The sequence below is a fragment of the Exiguobacterium sp. SH1S21 genome (assembly GCF_004337175.1).
GTDB classification, from domain to species: domain Bacteria; phylum Bacillota; class Bacilli; order Exiguobacteriales; family Exiguobacteriaceae; genus Exiguobacterium; species Exiguobacterium aurantiacum_A.
Map to the genome: position 1 here is coordinate 277150 of NZ_SJUY01000001.1, position 17354 is coordinate 294503.

Genomic DNA, 17354 nt, shown 5'->3' on the forward strand with positions numbered 1-17354 from the left:
AGCGGATAGGTACCCTAATTTCAGACGGGTCTCTATTTTCCAAATCATAGCGCAGTAAAATTCGGGTAACCTCGATTAAAACTTCCAGTAAGATGTATTAACTTTAGATATTACTAGAATTTTTACTTGTATTCATGATGTATCTGATTTTATAATTTAAAATTTTTTATCTAGAATGCGTTTTTTTAGTTCGAGTTTTCTTTAAAAGCCTCACCGAAAAACTTGTGTTTATCATACTTGAAAATATTAATATTTTATAACTTAGCGGTACAATAGCTGATAAAAGAACTCCCCTGTTCACTTCTTTTGAGAGTTTATTAACCTTATCGATGTACTTCAATTCTGCGTTGGTATCACTTTTTGAAATATTCAGCAGTATACTTACTAAAAAATGCGCTCTAAAATATGGTGTGTACTTTTCCAATTCGTATAATCCTCTATCTTTCAACTGCTTTGATACTATATTATACACTTCAAGACTTGACATTCGCTTTTCATTAATAGGTTGAGAATTTGCACTTTCATCATGTTGAATATAATTGTATGCTTTTTCATGGCACAAAGAGATTGACTTGCTGTCCATTAAAATCCTCGACAAAAACTCTAAATCTTCAAAAAAATGAATTTTTTCATTTAATCTTTTTTCGGAAATTGAATTTTTAACAAACAAATAAGCCCACAGAGAAGTTGGAAAAGATAGTTGATAAAGATATGTTAGTGCAAGAGTGTTTGATATATTATCACTCAGGAGATTTAAATCCTTTTGCTTTTTGCTTTTTATAGTGTATTTTGTCAGAACAGCCATATCGCTATTATCTTTTTTTATTCGCTTCAACATAGATTCATACATACGATGATCAATGTAATCATCACTATCAACAAAACCTATAAAATCTCCGTTCGCTAACTCTAGTCCAAGGTTTCTCGCACAAGAAACACCCATATTTTCAGTACTTTGAATTTTGACTCTATCATCAATTGAAGAATATTTCCTACAAATACTTAATGACGAATCAATTGAACCGTCATCAATTAAAATAAGTTCAATATTATTATGAGATTGACTTAAAATCGATTTGATACATCGTTCAATATATTTTTCAGAGTTATATATTGGTACAATTACGCTTACTAAATCATTCAATTATTTTCCTCCTTTACTATTATTGAGGGATTTGTTTACTAATATTTCAAAACCCAGATATCTTTGATGATTTTGTTCGTATTTTTCTAATGCTCTTTCAGAAAGTTCCTTTAGTAAATTATCGTTATTTATTAAAATATCAAGCTCAGAATAGATTTCGTCAGGATTTGTTATGCAGTAAGCTGTATCATGCAAGTACTCCATAGAAGCAATTGACTCAGGTCCAATAGCCAATACCGGTTTTCCCACTGAAAGATATTCAGGTATTTTTGTTGATATTGATAATCTAGTAGACTCTATGCTTTTTTTCTCGAACGATTCAACATGAACTAATATATCGGAAGTGTTTAGAACTTTTTCTAGTTCCAAACTATTTATTCCGCCCAAGAAACTACTAACATTCTGTACGTTAAGTACTTTTAGCAATTTAGTATTAATTTTTTGATGTGAATATATTCTCAAAAACATTTTTTCATTATGTGTTTCATTATATCTTTGTATTGCCTGTCCTAATGAGACTAACGTTCTCCATCTATTAAAATGCAAGCCACCAGTGTATACCAAAGATACTTCTTTATTAACATTATCCCCTTTCTTTACCTCTTCATTTTTTTGGTTTAATGACTTTGTCATATTCATTATGACTTGACTGTTTTTCGAAAAAATTACTTCATATTCTTTTTGCATTTTTTCTGAAATAGTCAAAAATTGATCGCTTTTCTGCAACATTTTTTTCATTTTTTTTAGTAATGCTTGTCGTCTTATCCACCAAAAAGGAGAGATGGTTTTACGAGGCAAAATATAGTCATCAGTCATGTATAAGAACAAGCGACTTTTAGTCTCATCCAATATATAATCTGTTACATCATAAGCAAATTCACTGTCACCGGCACAGAACATTATAACTTCAGGTTTAATCTCATTTAACCAGTCCTTAAGATTTTTATTCTTCCATCTATCTGTTTTCCAAATTAATTCTCTACAGTATCTAATGAAATTTATATTTTTCAAGAAACCAAATCCAATAAATGGAGTTCCAAAATGATTAGGTTTCTGTTTTGCCTTTATTGTCATCCCACATCGGTTTTGATTTTTCAACATTGAATTAATGATATCTATCTCGGTTACTCTATAAAAGTTATTAAATTCGGTATTATCGGGTATCTCATTAGAGAAATATAATTGAAATACATTTTCCTTCGGATAATTTTTAAAAAATGAAGCTAAAGTTTTTCCATTGTTATTATGTTTACTAAAAGAATTGTTGCTAATAACTAACGTTCTAGGATATTTATTTTCCTCATTCATATTTATTTTCTCCAGATGACTTTATTAATATAGTCTGTATAAGATAAGAGGATACTCTCAACTTTAATTGATACAAAATCTACATTGTAGTCATTTACAATTCTTTTCTTTATATTCTTTTCTTCTAATACTTTTAATCCTTGGAGTACTCTTTCTACGTTTAAACCTACCATCATTACAGTCGCTTCTTCCATCGCCTCTGGACGTTCGTGCGCTTCTCTAATATTTAGAGCTTTTAAACCTAAAATCGATGCTTCTTCACTGATTGTTCCACTATCACTTAAAACAGCTTTCGCATTAATCTGCAAATTATTGTATTCAGTAAAACTAAGTGGTTTCAGTAATTGAATATTTTCGTGAAGCTTAACGTTTTTTTCTTCAATCATTTTACGTGTTCTAGGGTGTGTACTTAAAATAACTGGATAGTCGTAAAGTTCGGAAATTGTATTTAAAGACTCGATTAAATCATTAAAATTTTGGGGCGATCCTATATTTTCTTCTCGATGAGCAGAAACCAAAAAGTATTGATTTTTCTCTAAAGAAAGCCTTAATAGCACGTCAGAATTTTCTATTTCTAAACGTTTTGATTCTAATACCTCATACATTGGACTACCTGTTTTAATAATTCGATCTGCAGGTAAACCCTCTCGAAGTAAATACTCTCTAGCAATGTCACTATAAGTTAAATTTATATCAGAGATATGATCTACAATTTTGCGATTCGTTTCTTCTGGCACTCGTTGATCAAAGCAACGATTTCCGGCTTCCATATGGAAAATAGGAATTTTGCGTTTCTTTGCAGCAATTGCACATAAGCAACTGTTCGTATCCCCTAGAATTAACACTGCTTCAGGGTTTTCTTTCTCTAAAATCGGATCAATGGCAATCAAAATATGTCCAATCGTTTCTATTGCAGTTCCAGTAGCAGCATTCAAAAAATAGTCTGGCTTTCTAAGGTTAAAGTCTTCAAAAAATATTTCGTTCAATTCGTAATCATAGTTTTGTCCCGTATGAACTAAAATATGTTCAATGGCTTCTGATTCTTCCAAACGATTAATTGTTGCAGATAAACGAATAATTTCAGGACGTGTTCCAACAATCGTCATAATTTTTAATTTTTTCATTGATTAATTAAACCTCCAAATAATATGTATCAGGACTACTAGGATCAAACGGCTCGTTTACCCACATGATTGTTACCATTTCCGTGTCACCCAAATTTTCAATATTGTGCGTATATCCTACAGGGATATCAACTACCTCGAGTTTGTCACCGCTCACAGCGTATTCAATAACTTCTTCCGAATCAACTTTCCTGAATCGAATGACACCTCGACCACTTACAACTAAAAATTTCTCATTTTTTGTATGATGCCAGTGGTTACCTTTCGTAATCCCCGGCTTCGAGATATTAACTGAAACCTGCCCTCTATCCGGTGTTCGAATAAACTCAGTGAATGATCCACGCTGATCTTTATGCATTGTCAATTCATATGAAAATTGATCCTCAGGTAAATAACTTAAGTAAGTGCTATATAATTTCTTGATAAAAGGATTATTCATGTTCGAGATAGACAAATCATCTCTCGATTCTTTAAACGATGTTAATAGTGTCACTAAATTACCTAATGAAACCTTGTAACATGGCCTAACTTCACCATATATCGTTGGCTTCGTTTTCCGATATTCAATTTGCTTAATCAGTTCTGCTATGACGTCATCGATATATGCTAATGTAAGTTCCACCTTCTCATCATTAACCTGAATCGGGATATGTCGTGAGATATTATGACAAAATGTTGCAACAACACTGTTATAGTTCGGTTTGCACCATTTTCCAAATAAATTAGGAAAACGATAAATTTTTATATCTACTATCTGTTTTTCTCCGTAAGAAATCACAAGAGATTCCGCTTCTTTTTTACTTATGCCATATGGATTGGAAAGCTCCGCTTGCGCCGAAGATGAGAATACCACTGGAGGTGGGGTCGGATTTTGAGAAAGTAAAGTCAATAGTTCCTCTGTAAAACCTTTATTTCCAATTTCAAATTCAGTTTCTTCTTTTGGTCGGTTTACTCCGGCAAGGTGATAAACAAAATCTGCTTCTAACGCGAATTGCTTCAACTCAGTTTCTGTTGTGTCTCGATCACAAAGCAGCAAATCGTTATATCCTTGATTTTTTAACTCTGCTACAAGATTCTTGCCCACAAAACCATTTGCTCCAGTTATAAGTATCTTCATGCTTGCACTCGCTTTTTGAGTTCGGTTTTTACATAGTCAAGCGTCATTAGACGTTGCTTAATTTGCTCGATTGTTAGACGCTGTGTGTTATTGGAATTATATTCGGTTTCTTGCGTCAATTGTTGATCGCCCTCGCTAAAATATTTGTCATAATTCAAGTCGCGAATATCTGCAGGAACTCGATAGAAGTCACCCATATCATCTGCAACAATATGCTCTTCTCGAGTCAGTAATGTCTCGAATGCCTTTTCTCCGTGACGTGTACCAATTACTTTAATTTCATTATCTGCTTCAAATAGTTCTTTTAAAGCGATGGCTAAGTCACCAACCGTAGACGCCGGAGATTTTTGAACCATGATGTCGCCGGCTACTGCATTATTGAATGCAAATACAACGAGTTCCACCGCTTCTTCTAAGCTCATCAAGAATCTCGTCATGTTCGGGTCTGTGACGGTTAACGGTTCACCTTTTTTGATTTGATCAATGAATAAAGGAATGACTGATCCACGTGAAGCCATAACGTTACCGTAACGAGTACCACAGATTAACGTTTGTGTCGAATCAATCGTACGTGCTTTCGCTACAAAGACCTTTTCCATCATTGCCTTTGAAATCCCCATCGCGTTGATTGGGTACGCCGCCTTATCGGTTGAGAGGCAGATTACTTTTTTAACACCGATTTCGATGGCGGCATTTAAAACGTTCTCAGTCCCGAGTACATTTGTTTTTACTGCTTCTAACGGGAAAAATTCACATGACGGTACTTGTTTTAAAGCGGCCGCGTGAAACACGTAATCCACACCATACATCGCATTTTTCACACTGTTCTGATCACGAACATCTCCAATATAAAACTTTAACTTGTCGTTTTGATACTTTTTACGCATGTCCTCTTGTTTTTTCTCATCGCGTGAGAAAATACGAACTTCTTTAATATCAGTTTCAAGGAAACGTTCCATTACTGCATTTCCAAATGAACCAGTTCCTCCAGTTATTAGCAATGATTTATTTTTAAACATTTAATCACTCTCACTTTCCATAAAATGCTTCATTATAATCGAATAACTTACTTTAGAGTTATAGTTGTTTTCTAGATATTGACGAGAATTTTTACCCATCTGTGTTCTGAGCGTTTTGCTGTTTAGTCGACCAAGCAATACATTAAACCCTTCTATATCCTGACTCGAACAACTATATCCAAATTTACCTTCTGTTGTAATTTTTCCTATATCAGTATTTCTATCAGAAGAAACTATGATTGGCATCGCTGCTTGCATATAAGATAAAATTCTTGACGGGAAATTTGGGATTGTAAAGCGATGGTCCAAAAATACCAATCCCACATCACATGAACTAGCTAACATTTCATATTCATGTTTAGGAAGTCCATGCATCAATTTAGCATTATTAAAATGTTCTTGTTCAAATATTTTATGAAGTTTATCATATTCGGTACCAGAACCAATAATTAAAATAAATGAATTATCATTCTCCTCATTTTTTCTTAGACATTCAATGATGAAATCAATTCCTTGCGGTTTTCCTAAATTGCCTCCGTAAATAAAAATTGTCTTATTTAAAGGTAGTTTATACTTTTGTTTGATATTCATTTTATCAACGTCGCTAATATCTATGTTTAACGGTGAAATTGTATTAGGACAAATTTCAACTTTATCAGAATCTACTGTTTTATTTTCCTTTAAAATATATTTTACATTCGCTAGTGACATACAACCTATATGGTCTGAAATCTTATATAATTCTTTTTCTTTCCACCTGAAGTAGGAATAAATGAATCTACTTAAACCTTTTTTAGATATCATCTCTAAATCAACAGCGTTCTGAGGGAAAATATCTTTTAACAGTAAATAAGATTTCGCTCTATCACGTTTAACAATAAAGTTGATAGTGTTTACCAGAGTAATTGGTGGAGTAGCATAAATTATCAAATCAAATTTAACACCGCTAAAATACTCTCTTATGGAATTTTTAAATTTTCGATTTAAAAGTAATAAGGAAATCCCTTTTTCGATCATATTGGTTTTTTGCACATTTCCAATTTGCACTTTTAATATCTTTACGTTTTTTTCATCAATTAAATAAGTATTCTTTTGTCTCTTTTTTTCAACTGGAGAAACAATATAAACTTCATGATTATTTAATGAAAACTCCCTCATCAAATCTGTATATATACCTTGCTCTTCTAATGAATCAAAGTCTAACAATGTAAGAAATAGAATATTCATTTTTTTACTTCCCTTGCCGGAATACCTATATACAGTCCAGGGTTATTGATACTTTTCACCACTACAGCACCTGCTGCGATTGTGCAATCTTGAAAAACACTTAAATTATTTATAATTCTTGCGCCTGTTCCAATCCAAGTTCTACTGCCTATTTTTACAGTTCCAGCGATTGTAGACCCCGGAGATAAATGGACAAAAGCCCCTAACTCACAATCATGATCAACTGTTGCGCCTGTGTTTATAATACAACCTAGCCCTATAGTAGACGATGAGTTAACAACACACATAGGCATGAGGACAGTACCTTGACCTATTTTAACATCAAGACCAATTACGGCAGATGGATGAATCAATGTAGACAAATACGCACCCATTTTCAATAACTTATGTGTGACTTCTTCTCGAACATACGCATTCCCAATTCCTACCACAAACTCATAGTCATTAACGTAAAATTCTAAGTTTACTGTTGTATCAATAATATTAAACCCTATGAGACTACTACCTACCTTATTCAAATCATCATCAAGAAATGATATTTCATTCCAATCGCCACAATCGTGCGCTATGTTGGCCACCACTTTGCCATGACCACTTGCCCCTATAATTAACAACTTTTTCAAAGGTTATTCGCTCCCTTTAAAAGGTTCTACTGTAACGTGGTCTGTTGCACTAATTCCTTCTTTCAAAACTACTTTTTTCAATGTCAAAAAAATCAGCTTTATATCGCCCATGAAACTAACATTTCGAACATATTTTACGTCTAAGTTAAACTTCTCTTCCCAAGTCAATAGATTGCGACCATTCACTTGCGCAAGCCCAGATAGGCCCGGTCGAACGTTGTGCCGTTTTTTCTGTTCTGCTGAGTAAAGAGGTAAGTATTCAACCAACAATGGTCGAGGACCAATCAATGACATATCACCATTTAGAATATTGATCAGCCCCGGAAGTTCATCTAGAGAACTTGAACGAAGAAAACGACCGAATCTTGTTAATCTTACATCGTCAGGAAGTAGATTGCCCTGCTTATCTCTTCCGTCCGTCATCGTTCGAAATTTATACATTTTAAAAATCCGGCCGTTCAGACCAGGGCGATTTTGAGAAAATAAGATTGGACTTCCCAATCTTAAACGAACTAGTAATGCAACAATTATAAAAAGCGGACTTAACGCAATTAAAGCGGTTAATGAAAGAATAAAGTCTAAAGGTCGCTTAAAGTGTTTTTCATATGGTCTTGTTTTATACATATTACATCCATAGCCCTTCAATTATCCCAACGACACGTTGCAAATCTTCATTCGTCATTTTTGTATCAGACGGTAAACAAATACCTTTTTCAAACAACGTTTTTGAAACGTCCGCTCCGATATAATCGTAATTTTCAAAGTAAGGTTGCATATGCATCGGCTTCCAGACAGGACGTGACTCGATATTCGCTTTCTCTAATGCGTCCATGACATCGCTTGAAGAAATATCGCCCTCAATCGTCGCGCAAGACAACCAATAGTTGGGTTGATCCCAATCATTCACGGGCATGAACGTAATTTCTTCAATCTCAGCGAGCGAAGTTTTATAAAACTCGAAAATCTCTTTTTTTCGTTGTACGCGCTGCTCAAGAACTTTCAATTGTCCTCTTCCGATTCCAGCGACAACATTACTCATCCGGTAATTAAAACCGAGTTCGCTATGTTGGTAGTGACGTGCTTGATCACGTGATTGAGTCGCCCAAAAACGAGTTTTTTCAACAGCGACTTCATCGTTCGAGACGAGCATACCTCCGCCAGAAGTCGTAATGATTTTGTTTCCATTAAATGAATAAATCCCAAACTGTCCAATCGTACCTGTTGGTCGGCCTTTGTAGAAACTACCAAGACTCTCCGCGGCATCTTCAATCACTGTGACGCCATATCGAGAGCAAATTTCCATGATTTGATCCATATCAGCAGCGAGGCCGTATAAATGAACTACTAATACTGCTTTCACGTTAGGATATTTTTCAAATGCGGCTTCCAGGGCAAGAGGATCCATATTCCATGTCTTGTAATCACTATCAATAAATACAGGTGTCGCACCTTGATAGATGATTGGATTAGCGGTAGCAGAGAACGTCAATGTTGAACAAAAGACGATATCACCCGTATTAACACCAGCTGCTTTAAGTGCTAAGTGAATCGCAGCCGTACCGGAACTTAAGGCCGCAGCAGCATTCACATTCACTTTTTCAGACAGCTCTTGTTCAAACCCATCTACATTCGTTCCAAGTGGTGCGATCCAATTCGTATCGAACGCTTCTTTCACATATGCTTGTTCATACCCTTCATCACTCATATGAGGCGATGCTAACAAGATCCGCTTGTCCGTACTTACTTGAGTTTTTACGTTCATTTAACAGAATCCCCTCGTTACTATATTGTTTGTTTCATATCATTCGTAACTGTTAACTGTTCATTTGCCCAATTAACAAGATATAGACTGAGCGCCTCACTCGTTTTCAGTTGCTTCATCTGGGCTAACTTCTCGTTCAAGTTTGTCTCTTCACTCACGATGCCTGTAAAGATTTTCGGGTAAACTGCTTCTGGATGGACTTCGCCTTCTTTCAGCAACTCCTCGAACATCTTCTCACCAGGACGAATCCCGCTAAAAGCAATCGGGATCTGCTCTTCAGTGAATCCACTCAGTTTGATCATATTTCGGGCAAGCTCGACAATCTTCACCGGTTCCCCCATATCAAGGACAAACACTTCACCACCGTCAGCCAGCGTACCAGCTTGAATGACGAGACGGCTCGCCTCAGGAATCGTCATGAAGTATCGCGTCATATCAGGATGTGTCACTGTAACGGGACCACCCTTCTCAATTTGCGATTTGAACAACGGGATGACCGATCCGCGACTGCCTAACACATTGCCAAAACGAACGACTGCGTATTTTGTCCGACTCGTCTTCGCCAAGTTTTGAATGATCATCTCAGCGACTCGTTTCGTCGACCCCATCACGTTCGTCGGGTTGACTGCTTTGTCGGTCGAGATCATGACGAAACGAGATGCACCATACTCATCCGCCATCTCGGCGACGTTTTTTGTGCCGTAAATATTATTTTTCACTGCTTCGTGCGGGTTTGCTTCCATTAACGGGACGTGTTTGTGTGCTGCCGCGTGAAAGACGAGGTGTGGTGAATGTGTCATGAATACATCGCGTAACCGTTCGACGTCTTGGACGTCTGCAATGACAGGAATGAGTTCTACATCTAAGTTCAACTCTCGCAACTCTCGCTCGATCAAATAGATACTGTTCTCACCATGCCCAAGCAGTAACAAGCGTTCTGGTTTAAACTTTAAAATTTGACGACAGATTTCGGATCCAATCGACCCACCAGCACCGGTCACCAAAACAATCTTTCCTTCCACTTCAGACTGAATACCTGAAATGTCGAGTTCGACTGGTTCGCGGCCGAGCAAATCTTCAATCGATACTTGACGCATCTGATTGACCGCCACTTTACCGGCTGCGACTTCTTCAATCATCGGTAACGTATGCACATTCGTACAAACCGCTTTCGCCCGTTTGATGATGGCTAACCGCTCTTGATATCTCATAGACGGAATGGCGAAGACGATTTTATCGACTGCTTCCTTTTCGACGATATCTTCTAACTTATCGACCGTCCCGACAACTTTGACCCCGTTAACGGTAAGCGTCTGCAGATGACGGTTATCATCCAAAAAACCGACCGGGTTCATTCGGTGATTATCCGACTGGTTCATTTGCCGAACGAGCATGCGTCCGGCTTGTCCCGCTCCAATGATGAGCGTCCGCTTTTCGTCTTTACGTCGCTTCATATTACGACCACGCAAGATCGAAAGCTGATCGTGTTTCCACGTCACGTAAATACGTGACCCTAAGCGGATGCCACCTAATAGTAGAAGCGACAAACAGAAGCTGAGGAACAACATCCGCTCCATCGCTTCGCCGTAAACGACGAACTGAATCATATAAAGGGTAATCGTACTCAAAAAAAGCGTCATCGCGAGACGAATCGCCTCAGACATACTGGCAAAGCGCCAAGCGACACGGTATAGACGACTGAGGCCGGCCATGACGATAAATAACGCACTATATAAAATCGCTGATTCAATAAAATGATTTTGATCAATATTTTGAATGAATTCGACTGGATATAAGAAAAAATAAGTGACGACCATCGACGATAAGATCGCTGCCATATCGAGGATGACCAATATACTCGTCCGTAACGATTTTCGACCTAGTTCAGGAATGGACAATCGTTTTCCCTCCCTTTCAATTGACCGCGTTCATAGAAGATTGTTCTTCTACTAACTGCGTCATCATCTTTAAAACATCGTCCCGTAAGTCTTCACGTGCCAAAGCGAATTCTAACGTCGTCTGGATAAAACCGAGTTTTTCACCGACATCATAGCGCTTGCCTGTGAATTCAAAAGCGAATACAGGTTGGACTTCGTTCAAGCGCGTGATCGCATCCGTCAACTGGATCTCGCCACCAGCGCCAGGCGCTTGGGTCTCTAGAAACTTAAAGATTTGCGGCGTGAACAAGTAGCGCCCGAGAATCGCCAAGTTCGACGGTTCGGTTCCTGGTGCCGGTTTCTCGACGAACGACTCGACTTTATGTAACCCGCCTTCAAGTGATGACTGAAGGTCAACGATGCCATAACGGTGTGTCACGTCACGAGATACCGGTTGGACACCGATGATCGAGCTCTCTGTCTTGTTGTACTGTTCAATCAATTGACGGGTACAAGGCACGTCCGCTTGCACGATGTCATCACCAAGCATGACGACGAACGGTTCGTCGCCGATAAACGCTTTCGCTTGAAGCACGGCGTGACCGAGCCCTCTCGGCTTCGATTGACGGATGAAATGGATGTTGATGTTCGTCGTCTCTTCGACGAGCTTCAAAAACTCCGACTTCCCTTTCTCAATCAATTGTTGCTCAAGCTCTGGCACCGAGTCGAAGTGGTCCTCGATGGCCCGTTTTCCTTTACCAGTCACAATCAAAATGTCTTCAATGCCTGACTCGACCGCTTCTTCGATGATGTATTGGATCGTCGGTTTGTCGACGATCGGCAACATCTCTTTCGGCATCGCTTTTGTCGCCGGTAAGAACCGTGTCCCGAGACCAGCTGCCGGAATGACCGCTTTTTTAACTCGTTTCATTGTCATCTATCCCACTCCTCTTGGATGGTTCTATCTATTATGTCTAATCCATAGAAAAAAGGATGTATCTACCATCCTTTTAAAAAATTATAAATTAAGGGTATCACGTTCGAACCACCTAAAAAACCAAGGAAAGGGAATTAAAACATAAAATCGTTCGACAGATGTCGACAAAAATCATAAAGATAGAGTAGCTGTCAACTGTCTATTGTTAATAAAGGGAAATCATTTCTTCCATTTCCCTCTCCAATTTTTAATTGGAAGAATAGGGGGGTCGATGAAGACGAACTCGTCTTTTAGGATTGCTTCGGCGTTACTAACGTACGTGTTCCATTTGTCTTGGCCGAGTTCTTTTGTGACGGCGTCTTTGGCGTCGTCCCAATAGAACGTGCGGCGCCCGGTACTATGGGCGTCCGAGGCGATCAAGTGGCTCAGCCCGTTACGAAGGAACGTGAAAGCGAGGTCTTGAACGTTCTGTCCGAACTCGCCTGTCAGGCTGCCCGTCGTGATTTGCGACAAGGCCCCGGACGACACGAAGTCCATCAACCGTTTCGGGTTCAGCGCGAACTCTTTGTTGCGCTCGGGGTGGGCAATGACCGGCGTGTAGCCTTCTGTCTGCAGTCCGAAGAACAGTTGCTCGGCATAGGCCGGGACAGAGTCGCTCGGAAATTCGACAAGGACGTAACGCGATCCGGCGAGCGACAGCGCCTCGACTAAATCGCCGAACACGCGAATCTCTTGACCAGCGTACAGGTCGAGCGCGATGCCCTCATGGCGCAACACGTCTTGAAGCTTGGCGACGGCGTTTTGGATGTTCAACTCGTCCGTCTCGAACTGGGGGTGAAACGCGTGGGGGGTGACCACGATTGCGGTCACCCCTTCGCTTGCCGCGCGTTTCGCCATTTCTACCGCTTGTTCGACCGTCTCCGGTCCGTCATCGACGGCCGGGAGCAAGTGACAATGAATATCGATCATGGCGTTGTCTCCTTTTTACTCGTACGCGTAGTAGTAATAGTAATCGTCGCTGCCTTGCGGCTCACGCTTATTCAAGACGACACCGAGGATATGGGCCTCGGCGAGCGTCAACTGTTCTTTCGCCTTGACGACCATCTGGCGGTCCGACTTGTCGCAACCGACGACGAGGACGACGCCGTCTACTTTCCGGGCCAGGACGCGTGTGTCGGCGACTTGCATCATCGGTGGGGCGTCTAAAATGATGATGTCATAATTCGTTTTCAACTCTTCGAGCACGCGGTCCATCGTCTTCGACGACAATAACTCAGAAGGGTTCGGTGGGATCGGTCCCGCCGCCATCAAGTCCAAGTTCTCGACTTGTGTCGAATGCGTCGCTTTCTCGATCGTCGTCTTCTTGGCGAGGACGGTCGACAGCCCGATACCGTTCGATAGACGGAACGTGAAGTGGGCCGTCGGACGACGCATGTCGCAGTCGACGAGTAAGACGCGCTTGCCTTGTTGGGCGTAGACGACGGCGAGGTTCGACGACGTCGTCGACTTGCCTTCGCCAGACGAGGCCGATGTGATGACCATCGTCTGTAAGTCGTCATCGACGGCCGTGAACTCGAGGTTCGTCCGGATTGTCCGGTATTGCTCGGAGATCGGCGACTTCGGCTTATGGACCGTGATCAAGTCGCGGCCGGTCTTATCGTACTTGATATGTTTATGCTTCTTTTTCCCGAAATTAAACATGGACTTCTTCACCTTTCACTTTCGCTTGGCGTTGTTGCTGCATCTCGACACGGTCAATGACCGGGATCGACCCTAATACCGGGAGTTCTAAAATCATCTCGACGTCTTGCTCCGTCTTGATGCGACGGTCGAGCACGACTCTGAGGAAGGCGATAGCGACTCCGATCATCAAGCCAAGCACAGTCGCGATCGCCGTATTGAGCAAGATGTTCGGGCTGACCGGGAACATCGGCACGGACGCATCCGACAACACTTTGACGTTGTCGACGCCGCTCATCAATTGTTGGACTTCTTTTGAGAATACGGTGCTGATCTCGTTGGCGATATCCGTTGCGAGCACCGGGTTCGTATGTTGGACCGCAATGTTGATGACTTGTGAGTTCTGTTCGCTGTTGACTGTGATCAAGTTACTGATGTCCTCCGGGGCACCGACGACGTTCTCTTGGACCGGCTCTAAGATGGCCGGGCTCTGGATGATGACGCGGTACGTGTTGACGAGCGCGACCGACGACTGGACTTGGCTACTATCAATCATGTTGTTTTGTGTCTCTTTAGGTGCGACGAGCACTTGTGTCGACGCCTCATACGTCGGTTGAATGACGTACGAGCTGACGAGGAAGGCGATGAGTGCCGCGATGAGTGCTAAACTTGCGATGAGCCATTTGCTCCGCTTCAAGATGGAGAACAGTTCTCCAAGGGAAATCGTTTCTTCATTCATATTCGTGTTCTCTCTCCTCTATTCTGTAAAATCACGACTGGAAAATTTCCGCAAATAATATTTTTACTGACAATACCAAAACATTATAGCAAAAATTCTCTCCCGTGATGACCCATTTTTTAAAAATTGGGTTTTTTGGCATGCAAATCTGCTAAACTTTGAAAGGAATAACTTTACAAAAGGGGGAGACAATAGTGCACGTTAGTGAGCGCCTACTCCAGCTATATGCCGATGTCGATGCGTCGACACGTACAAAATTGCAAACTTTAATCAAACAAAATCTAGGGGACGGCAAATCGTTGACCGTTTCTTTTGAAGAACTGACCGGTGCGACGAAAGCCCCACTCCCGACCGACGAAAAATCAGCGGCCGACTTCACGGCCTGGATCAAAGACGGGAAGAAAGATGCCACGTTCCTTCCATATTATGTGTCTTTACTCGAGAAGCATGATCGGGTGCTGAACAAAGAAGCGACGGTGCCGCAACCGATCACGGTTGACAAGACAGTCGTCAATGAGACACCTGCTGAAAAAATGCCACAATCAGCAGCACAGACTCAGAAGCCGCGTTACGTACCGGAGACTTCGGTCCCGTCACGCGCCGAACGGGCCAAGCGAATTGAACCGGCCCGCCCTCGTAAAAAGAAAGGCAAATGGCTCGGTGGCCTGTTGCTCGTCGCGATCTTATTAGGCGGCGGCTATATCGGGTATCCATATGTAGCGGCGCTGTTTGAGCCGAGCGAGACAACGGAAGTCGAAGCCCCGGCGCCTGAGCCGGAACCGGTCATCGAACAACCGGAGACGAACTACGTCTGGCTGGCGACGAAAAACGTCAACCTCGTCAGCGAACCGAACGGCACGACAGTCACCTATATAGGAGATATCGGCGATCGCTACGAGATTATGAACGAACAAGATGATCATGTCGAAGTCGACCTCGATGGCACGACGGCTTGGGTCGCACTCGATGCCGTCACGACCGACTGGCCGTCACGCGATCTGACTGACAGTACGCTGCTCGACTGGGCCGAGACGAACCTAGACAACACTTGGCTTGGTGAAGCGCTCCCTGATTTCTTTGCGATGAACGAGACCGCGCTCACCGAGACAATCGGCGCACCGTACGGTCGTGAGACAGACGCCTTGAACGCCTATGCGTTCTACAACGGCGGCTTCTTCGTCATCCAAGACGATCAAGTCCACGCCATCGACTGGACGAACACGCAACTCGCGCGCGAGGCGTTCGACCCGCTTGGTGAACCCGTCATCGAGACGAGCGACGCGCTCGTCTATGAGAGCGAGACGTACTCGCTCCGCTTATTTATCGGCACGAACGGACAGACCCGCGTGCGTTTGACAGAAAAATAATAGTTTTCTTCGGAAGGAGTAACCCCTATGACTACGATTTTAGTTACAGGTGGTGCCGGCTACATCGGCACCCACACCGTCCTCCAACTACTTGAGACCGGACACGATGTCATCGTCCTCGACAACTTGTCGAACAGCCGCCGTGAGGCGCTCGACCGCGTCGAGGCGCTGACCGGTAAAACGGTCGAGTTTTATCTCGGCGACATCCTCGACCGGGAGTTATTGGAACAGATCTTCTTGAAACATACAATCGACGCCGTCATCCATTTCGCCGGACTGAAAGCCGTCGGCGAGTCGGTGAACGAGCCGCTCCGCTATTACGAGAACAACGTCGTCGGGACGACCGTCCTGCTCGACGTGATGAACGCGTTCGACGTGAAACAAATCGTCTTCTCTTCTTCTGCAACGGTATACGGCATGCCGGAACGGACACCGATCGACGAATCGTTCCCGCTCAGCGCGACGAACCCATATGGACGGACGAAGTTGATGATCGAAGACATCATGCGTGACTTGGCCGTCGCCGACCCGTCATGGAGCATCGCGCTCCTCCGCTACTTCAACCCGATCGGCGCCCATGAGTCAGGCCAGATCGGTGAGGACCCGTTCGACGTGCCGAACAACTTGATGCCGTACATCACGCAAGTCGCCGTCGGCCGCTTGAGCGAACTGAGCGTGTTCGGTGACGATTACGACACACCGGACGGCACCGGCGTCCGCGACTACATCCACGTCGTCGACTTGGCGGAAGGCCACTTGAAGGCGCTCGACTATGTCATGGACCACATCGGCGCCGAGGCGTTCAACCTCGGGACCGGAACGGGCTACAGCGTGCTCGACCTCGTCAAGGCTTTCGAGGCAGAGAGTGGAAAAACTGTCCCTTATAAAGTGACGCCGCGTCGCCCGGGCGACATCGGCAGCTGCTACGCCGATCCGACGAAGTCGAAAGACGCGCTCGGTTGGGAAGCGAAACACGACGTCCGTGCCATGTGCCGCGACGCCTGGAACTGGCAAGCGAACAACCCGAACGGTTACCGGGCATAAGAAAAACCCCTTACGCGAGAACGAGTTATCGTTCTTCCGTAAGGGGTTTTGTCATGTCTTCTTCTATCAAGTCTTGTCGCTCCCGCGCCCCAAGCACGCCGTAGTCGAGGACGACGATCAAAATGGCGATCCCGGCGAGCGTCCAAGCGGCATCGATGGCGAACTCGCCGACGATGAAGCCGAACAAGACGAAGGCGCCGAACGTTAGGTAATAGCCCTTGCGCCAAAGCAATCGGTACTGATTGGCGACGTCACGGTCCCATACGTAGAGGGCGACGTAGCCGACCAAGGCGATGAACAGCGTGGCAAACATCCAATAGAGAAACGACTGCAACGTCAAGCCTAACAAATACGCGAATAAAGATTGATTCATGGAAATTCGCTCC

Annotated in this window: 17 protein-coding genes; 2 read left to right on the forward strand and 15 right to left on the reverse strand. The window is 42.5% G+C overall.

What is annotated here, in order from left to right; genetic code table 11:
• Window positions 1–166: 166 nt before the first annotated feature.
• From EVJ24_RS01330 to EVJ24_RS01395, 14 genes are all read right to left on the reverse strand, one after another.
• Complete coding sequence (locus EVJ24_RS01330) at window positions 167–1144, reverse strand: glycosyltransferase family 2 protein (protein WP_131438993.1); 978 nt, start codon at window positions 1142–1144, stop codon at window positions 167–169.
• The gene (locus EVJ24_RS01335; protein WP_131438994.1) at window positions 1145–2452 is read right to left on the reverse strand and encodes a hypothetical protein; all 1308 of its coding nucleotides are present in this window, start codon (window positions 2450–2452) and stop codon (window positions 1145–1147) included.
• Window positions 2453–2454: 2 nt separating this feature from the next.
• Window positions 2455–3576, reverse strand: coding sequence for a non-hydrolyzing UDP-N-acetylglucosamine 2-epimerase (wecB, locus tag EVJ24_RS01340; protein WP_131438995.1), 1122 nt, complete (start codon window positions 3574–3576; stop codon window positions 2455–2457).
• A 7-nt stretch (window positions 3577–3583) separates the two neighbouring features.
• Window positions 3584–4693, reverse strand: coding sequence for a polysaccharide biosynthesis C-terminal domain-containing protein (locus EVJ24_RS01345; protein WP_131438996.1), 1110 nt, complete (start codon window positions 4691–4693; stop codon window positions 3584–3586).
• On the reverse strand, window positions 4690–5712 hold the full coding sequence (locus EVJ24_RS01350) for a polysaccharide biosynthesis protein (protein WP_131438997.1): 1023 nt from the start codon (window positions 5710–5712) through the stop codon (window positions 4690–4692). Before EVJ24_RS01350 ends, EVJ24_RS01345 begins: the two co-directional genes overlap by 4 nt.
• Complete coding sequence (locus EVJ24_RS01355; RefSeq protein ID WP_131438998.1) at window positions 5713–6939, reverse strand: glycosyltransferase family 4 protein; 1227 nt, start codon at window positions 6937–6939, stop codon at window positions 5713–5715.
• Window positions 6936–7562, reverse strand: coding sequence for an acetyltransferase (locus EVJ24_RS01360; RefSeq protein WP_131438999.1), 627 nt, complete (start codon window positions 7560–7562; stop codon window positions 6936–6938). The genes EVJ24_RS01355 and EVJ24_RS01360 overlap by 4 nt, the downstream gene beginning before the upstream one ends.
• Window positions 7563–7565: 3 nt before the next feature.
• A complete protein-coding gene (locus tag EVJ24_RS01365) occupies window positions 7566–8186 on the reverse strand; it encodes a sugar transferase (protein ID WP_131439000.1) in 621 nt (206 codons plus the stop codon).
• Between the two features lies 1 nt (window position 8187).
• Window positions 8188–9267 (reverse strand): DegT/DnrJ/EryC1/StrS family aminotransferase, encoded by a 1080-nt coding sequence (locus tag EVJ24_RS01370; RefSeq protein ID WP_330857575.1) that lies wholly within the window; start codon window positions 9265–9267, stop codon window positions 8188–8190.
• 77 nt (window positions 9268–9344) lie between these two features.
• A complete protein-coding gene (locus tag EVJ24_RS01375; RefSeq protein WP_131439603.1) occupies window positions 9345–11162 on the reverse strand; it encodes a polysaccharide biosynthesis protein in 1818 nt (605 codons plus the stop codon).
• Between the two features lie 76 nt (window positions 11163–11238).
• A complete protein-coding gene (gene galU / locus EVJ24_RS01380; RefSeq protein WP_131439605.1) occupies window positions 11239–12132 on the reverse strand; it encodes a UTP--glucose-1-phosphate uridylyltransferase GalU in 894 nt (297 codons plus the stop codon).
• A 225-nt stretch (window positions 12133–12357) separates the two neighbouring features.
• Window positions 12358–13107, reverse strand: coding sequence for a tyrosine-protein phosphatase (locus EVJ24_RS01385; RefSeq protein ID WP_131439002.1), 750 nt, complete (start codon window positions 13105–13107; stop codon window positions 12358–12360).
• A gap of 15 nt (window positions 13108–13122) precedes the next feature.
• Window positions 13123–13839: a CpsD/CapB family tyrosine-protein kinase gene (locus EVJ24_RS01390; RefSeq protein ID WP_070328404.1), complete on the reverse strand. Its 717-nt coding sequence runs from the start codon at window positions 13837–13839 to the stop codon at window positions 13123–13125.
• Window positions 13832–14557 carry a YveK family protein gene (locus EVJ24_RS01395; RefSeq protein ID WP_131439003.1) on the reverse strand — a complete coding sequence of 242 codons (726 nt, stop codon included), beginning with the start codon at window positions 14555–14557 and terminating at the stop codon, window positions 13832–13834. The genes EVJ24_RS01390 and EVJ24_RS01395 overlap by 8 nt, the downstream gene beginning before the upstream one ends.
• A 194-nt stretch (window positions 14558–14751) precedes the next feature.
• Here EVJ24_RS01395 and EVJ24_RS01400 point away from each other — a divergent pair, with 194 nt between their 5' ends.
• Window positions 14752–15924: a hypothetical protein gene (locus EVJ24_RS01400; RefSeq protein WP_131439004.1), complete on the forward strand. Its 1173-nt coding sequence runs from the start codon at window positions 14752–14754 to the stop codon at window positions 15922–15924.
• A gap of 27 nt (window positions 15925–15951) precedes the next feature.
• Window positions 15952–16968 carry a UDP-glucose 4-epimerase GalE gene (galE, locus tag EVJ24_RS01405; protein ID WP_131439005.1) on the forward strand — a complete coding sequence of 339 codons (1017 nt, stop codon included), beginning with the start codon at window positions 15952–15954 and terminating at the stop codon, window positions 16966–16968.
• Between the two features lie 25 nt (window positions 16969–16993).
• Here the strand turns inward: galE and EVJ24_RS01410 are convergent, their stop codons facing one another.
• Window positions 16994–17341, reverse strand: coding sequence for a hypothetical protein (locus EVJ24_RS01410; RefSeq protein ID WP_131439006.1), 348 nt, complete (start codon window positions 17339–17341; stop codon window positions 16994–16996).
• Window positions 17342–17354: the final 13 nt, after the last annotated feature.

Excerpts from the sequence above, each read along its gene's own strand:
- EVJ24_RS01385 (WP_131439002.1), bottom strand. The coding sequence starts at position 13,107 with ATGATCGATATTCATTGTCACTTGCTCCCGGCCGTCGATGACGGACCG.
- EVJ24_RS01410 (WP_131439006.1), bottom strand. The coding sequence starts at position 17,341 with ATGAATCAATCTTTATTCGCGTATTTGTTAGGCTTGACGTTGCAGTCG.
- wecB (WP_131438995.1), bottom strand. The coding sequence starts at position 3,576 with ATGAAAAAATTAAAAATTATGACGATTGTTGGAACACGTCCTGAAATT.
- galE (WP_131439005.1), top strand. The coding sequence starts at position 15,952 with ATGACTACGATTTTAGTTACAGGTGGTGCCGGCTACATCGGCACCCAC.
- EVJ24_RS01345 (WP_131438996.1), bottom strand. The coding sequence starts at position 4,693 with ATGAAGATACTTATAACTGGAGCAAATGGTTTTGTGGGCAAGAATCTT.
- EVJ24_RS01335 (WP_131438994.1), bottom strand. The coding sequence starts at position 2,452 with ATGAATGAGGAAAATAAATATCCTAGAACGTTAGTTATTAGCAACAAT.
- EVJ24_RS01350 (WP_131438997.1), bottom strand. The coding sequence starts at position 5,712 with ATGTTTAAAAATAAATCATTGCTAATAACTGGAGGAACTGGTTCATTT.
- EVJ24_RS01375 (WP_131439603.1), bottom strand. The coding sequence starts at position 11,162 with ATGGCAGCGATCTTATCGTCGATGGTCGTCACTTATTTTTTCTTATAT.
- EVJ24_RS01395 (WP_131439003.1), bottom strand. The coding sequence starts at position 14,557 with ATGAATGAAGAAACGATTTCCCTTGGAGAACTGTTCTCCATCTTGAAG.
- EVJ24_RS01370 (WP_330857575.1), bottom strand. The coding sequence starts at position 9,267 with ATGAGTGATGAAGGGTATGAACAAGCATATGTGAAAGAAGCGTTCGAT.
- EVJ24_RS01365 (WP_131439000.1), bottom strand. The coding sequence starts at position 8,186 with ATGTATAAAACAAGACCATATGAAAAACACTTTAAGCGACCTTTAGAC.
- galU (WP_131439605.1), bottom strand. The coding sequence starts at position 12,132 with ATGAAACGAGTTAAAAAAGCGGTCATTCCGGCAGCTGGTCTCGGGACA.
- EVJ24_RS01355 (WP_131438998.1), bottom strand. The coding sequence starts at position 6,939 with ATGAATATTCTATTTCTTACATTGTTAGACTTTGATTCATTAGAAGAG.
- EVJ24_RS01390 (WP_070328404.1), bottom strand. The coding sequence starts at position 13,839 with ATGTTTAATTTCGGGAAAAAGAAGCATAAACATATCAAGTACGATAAG.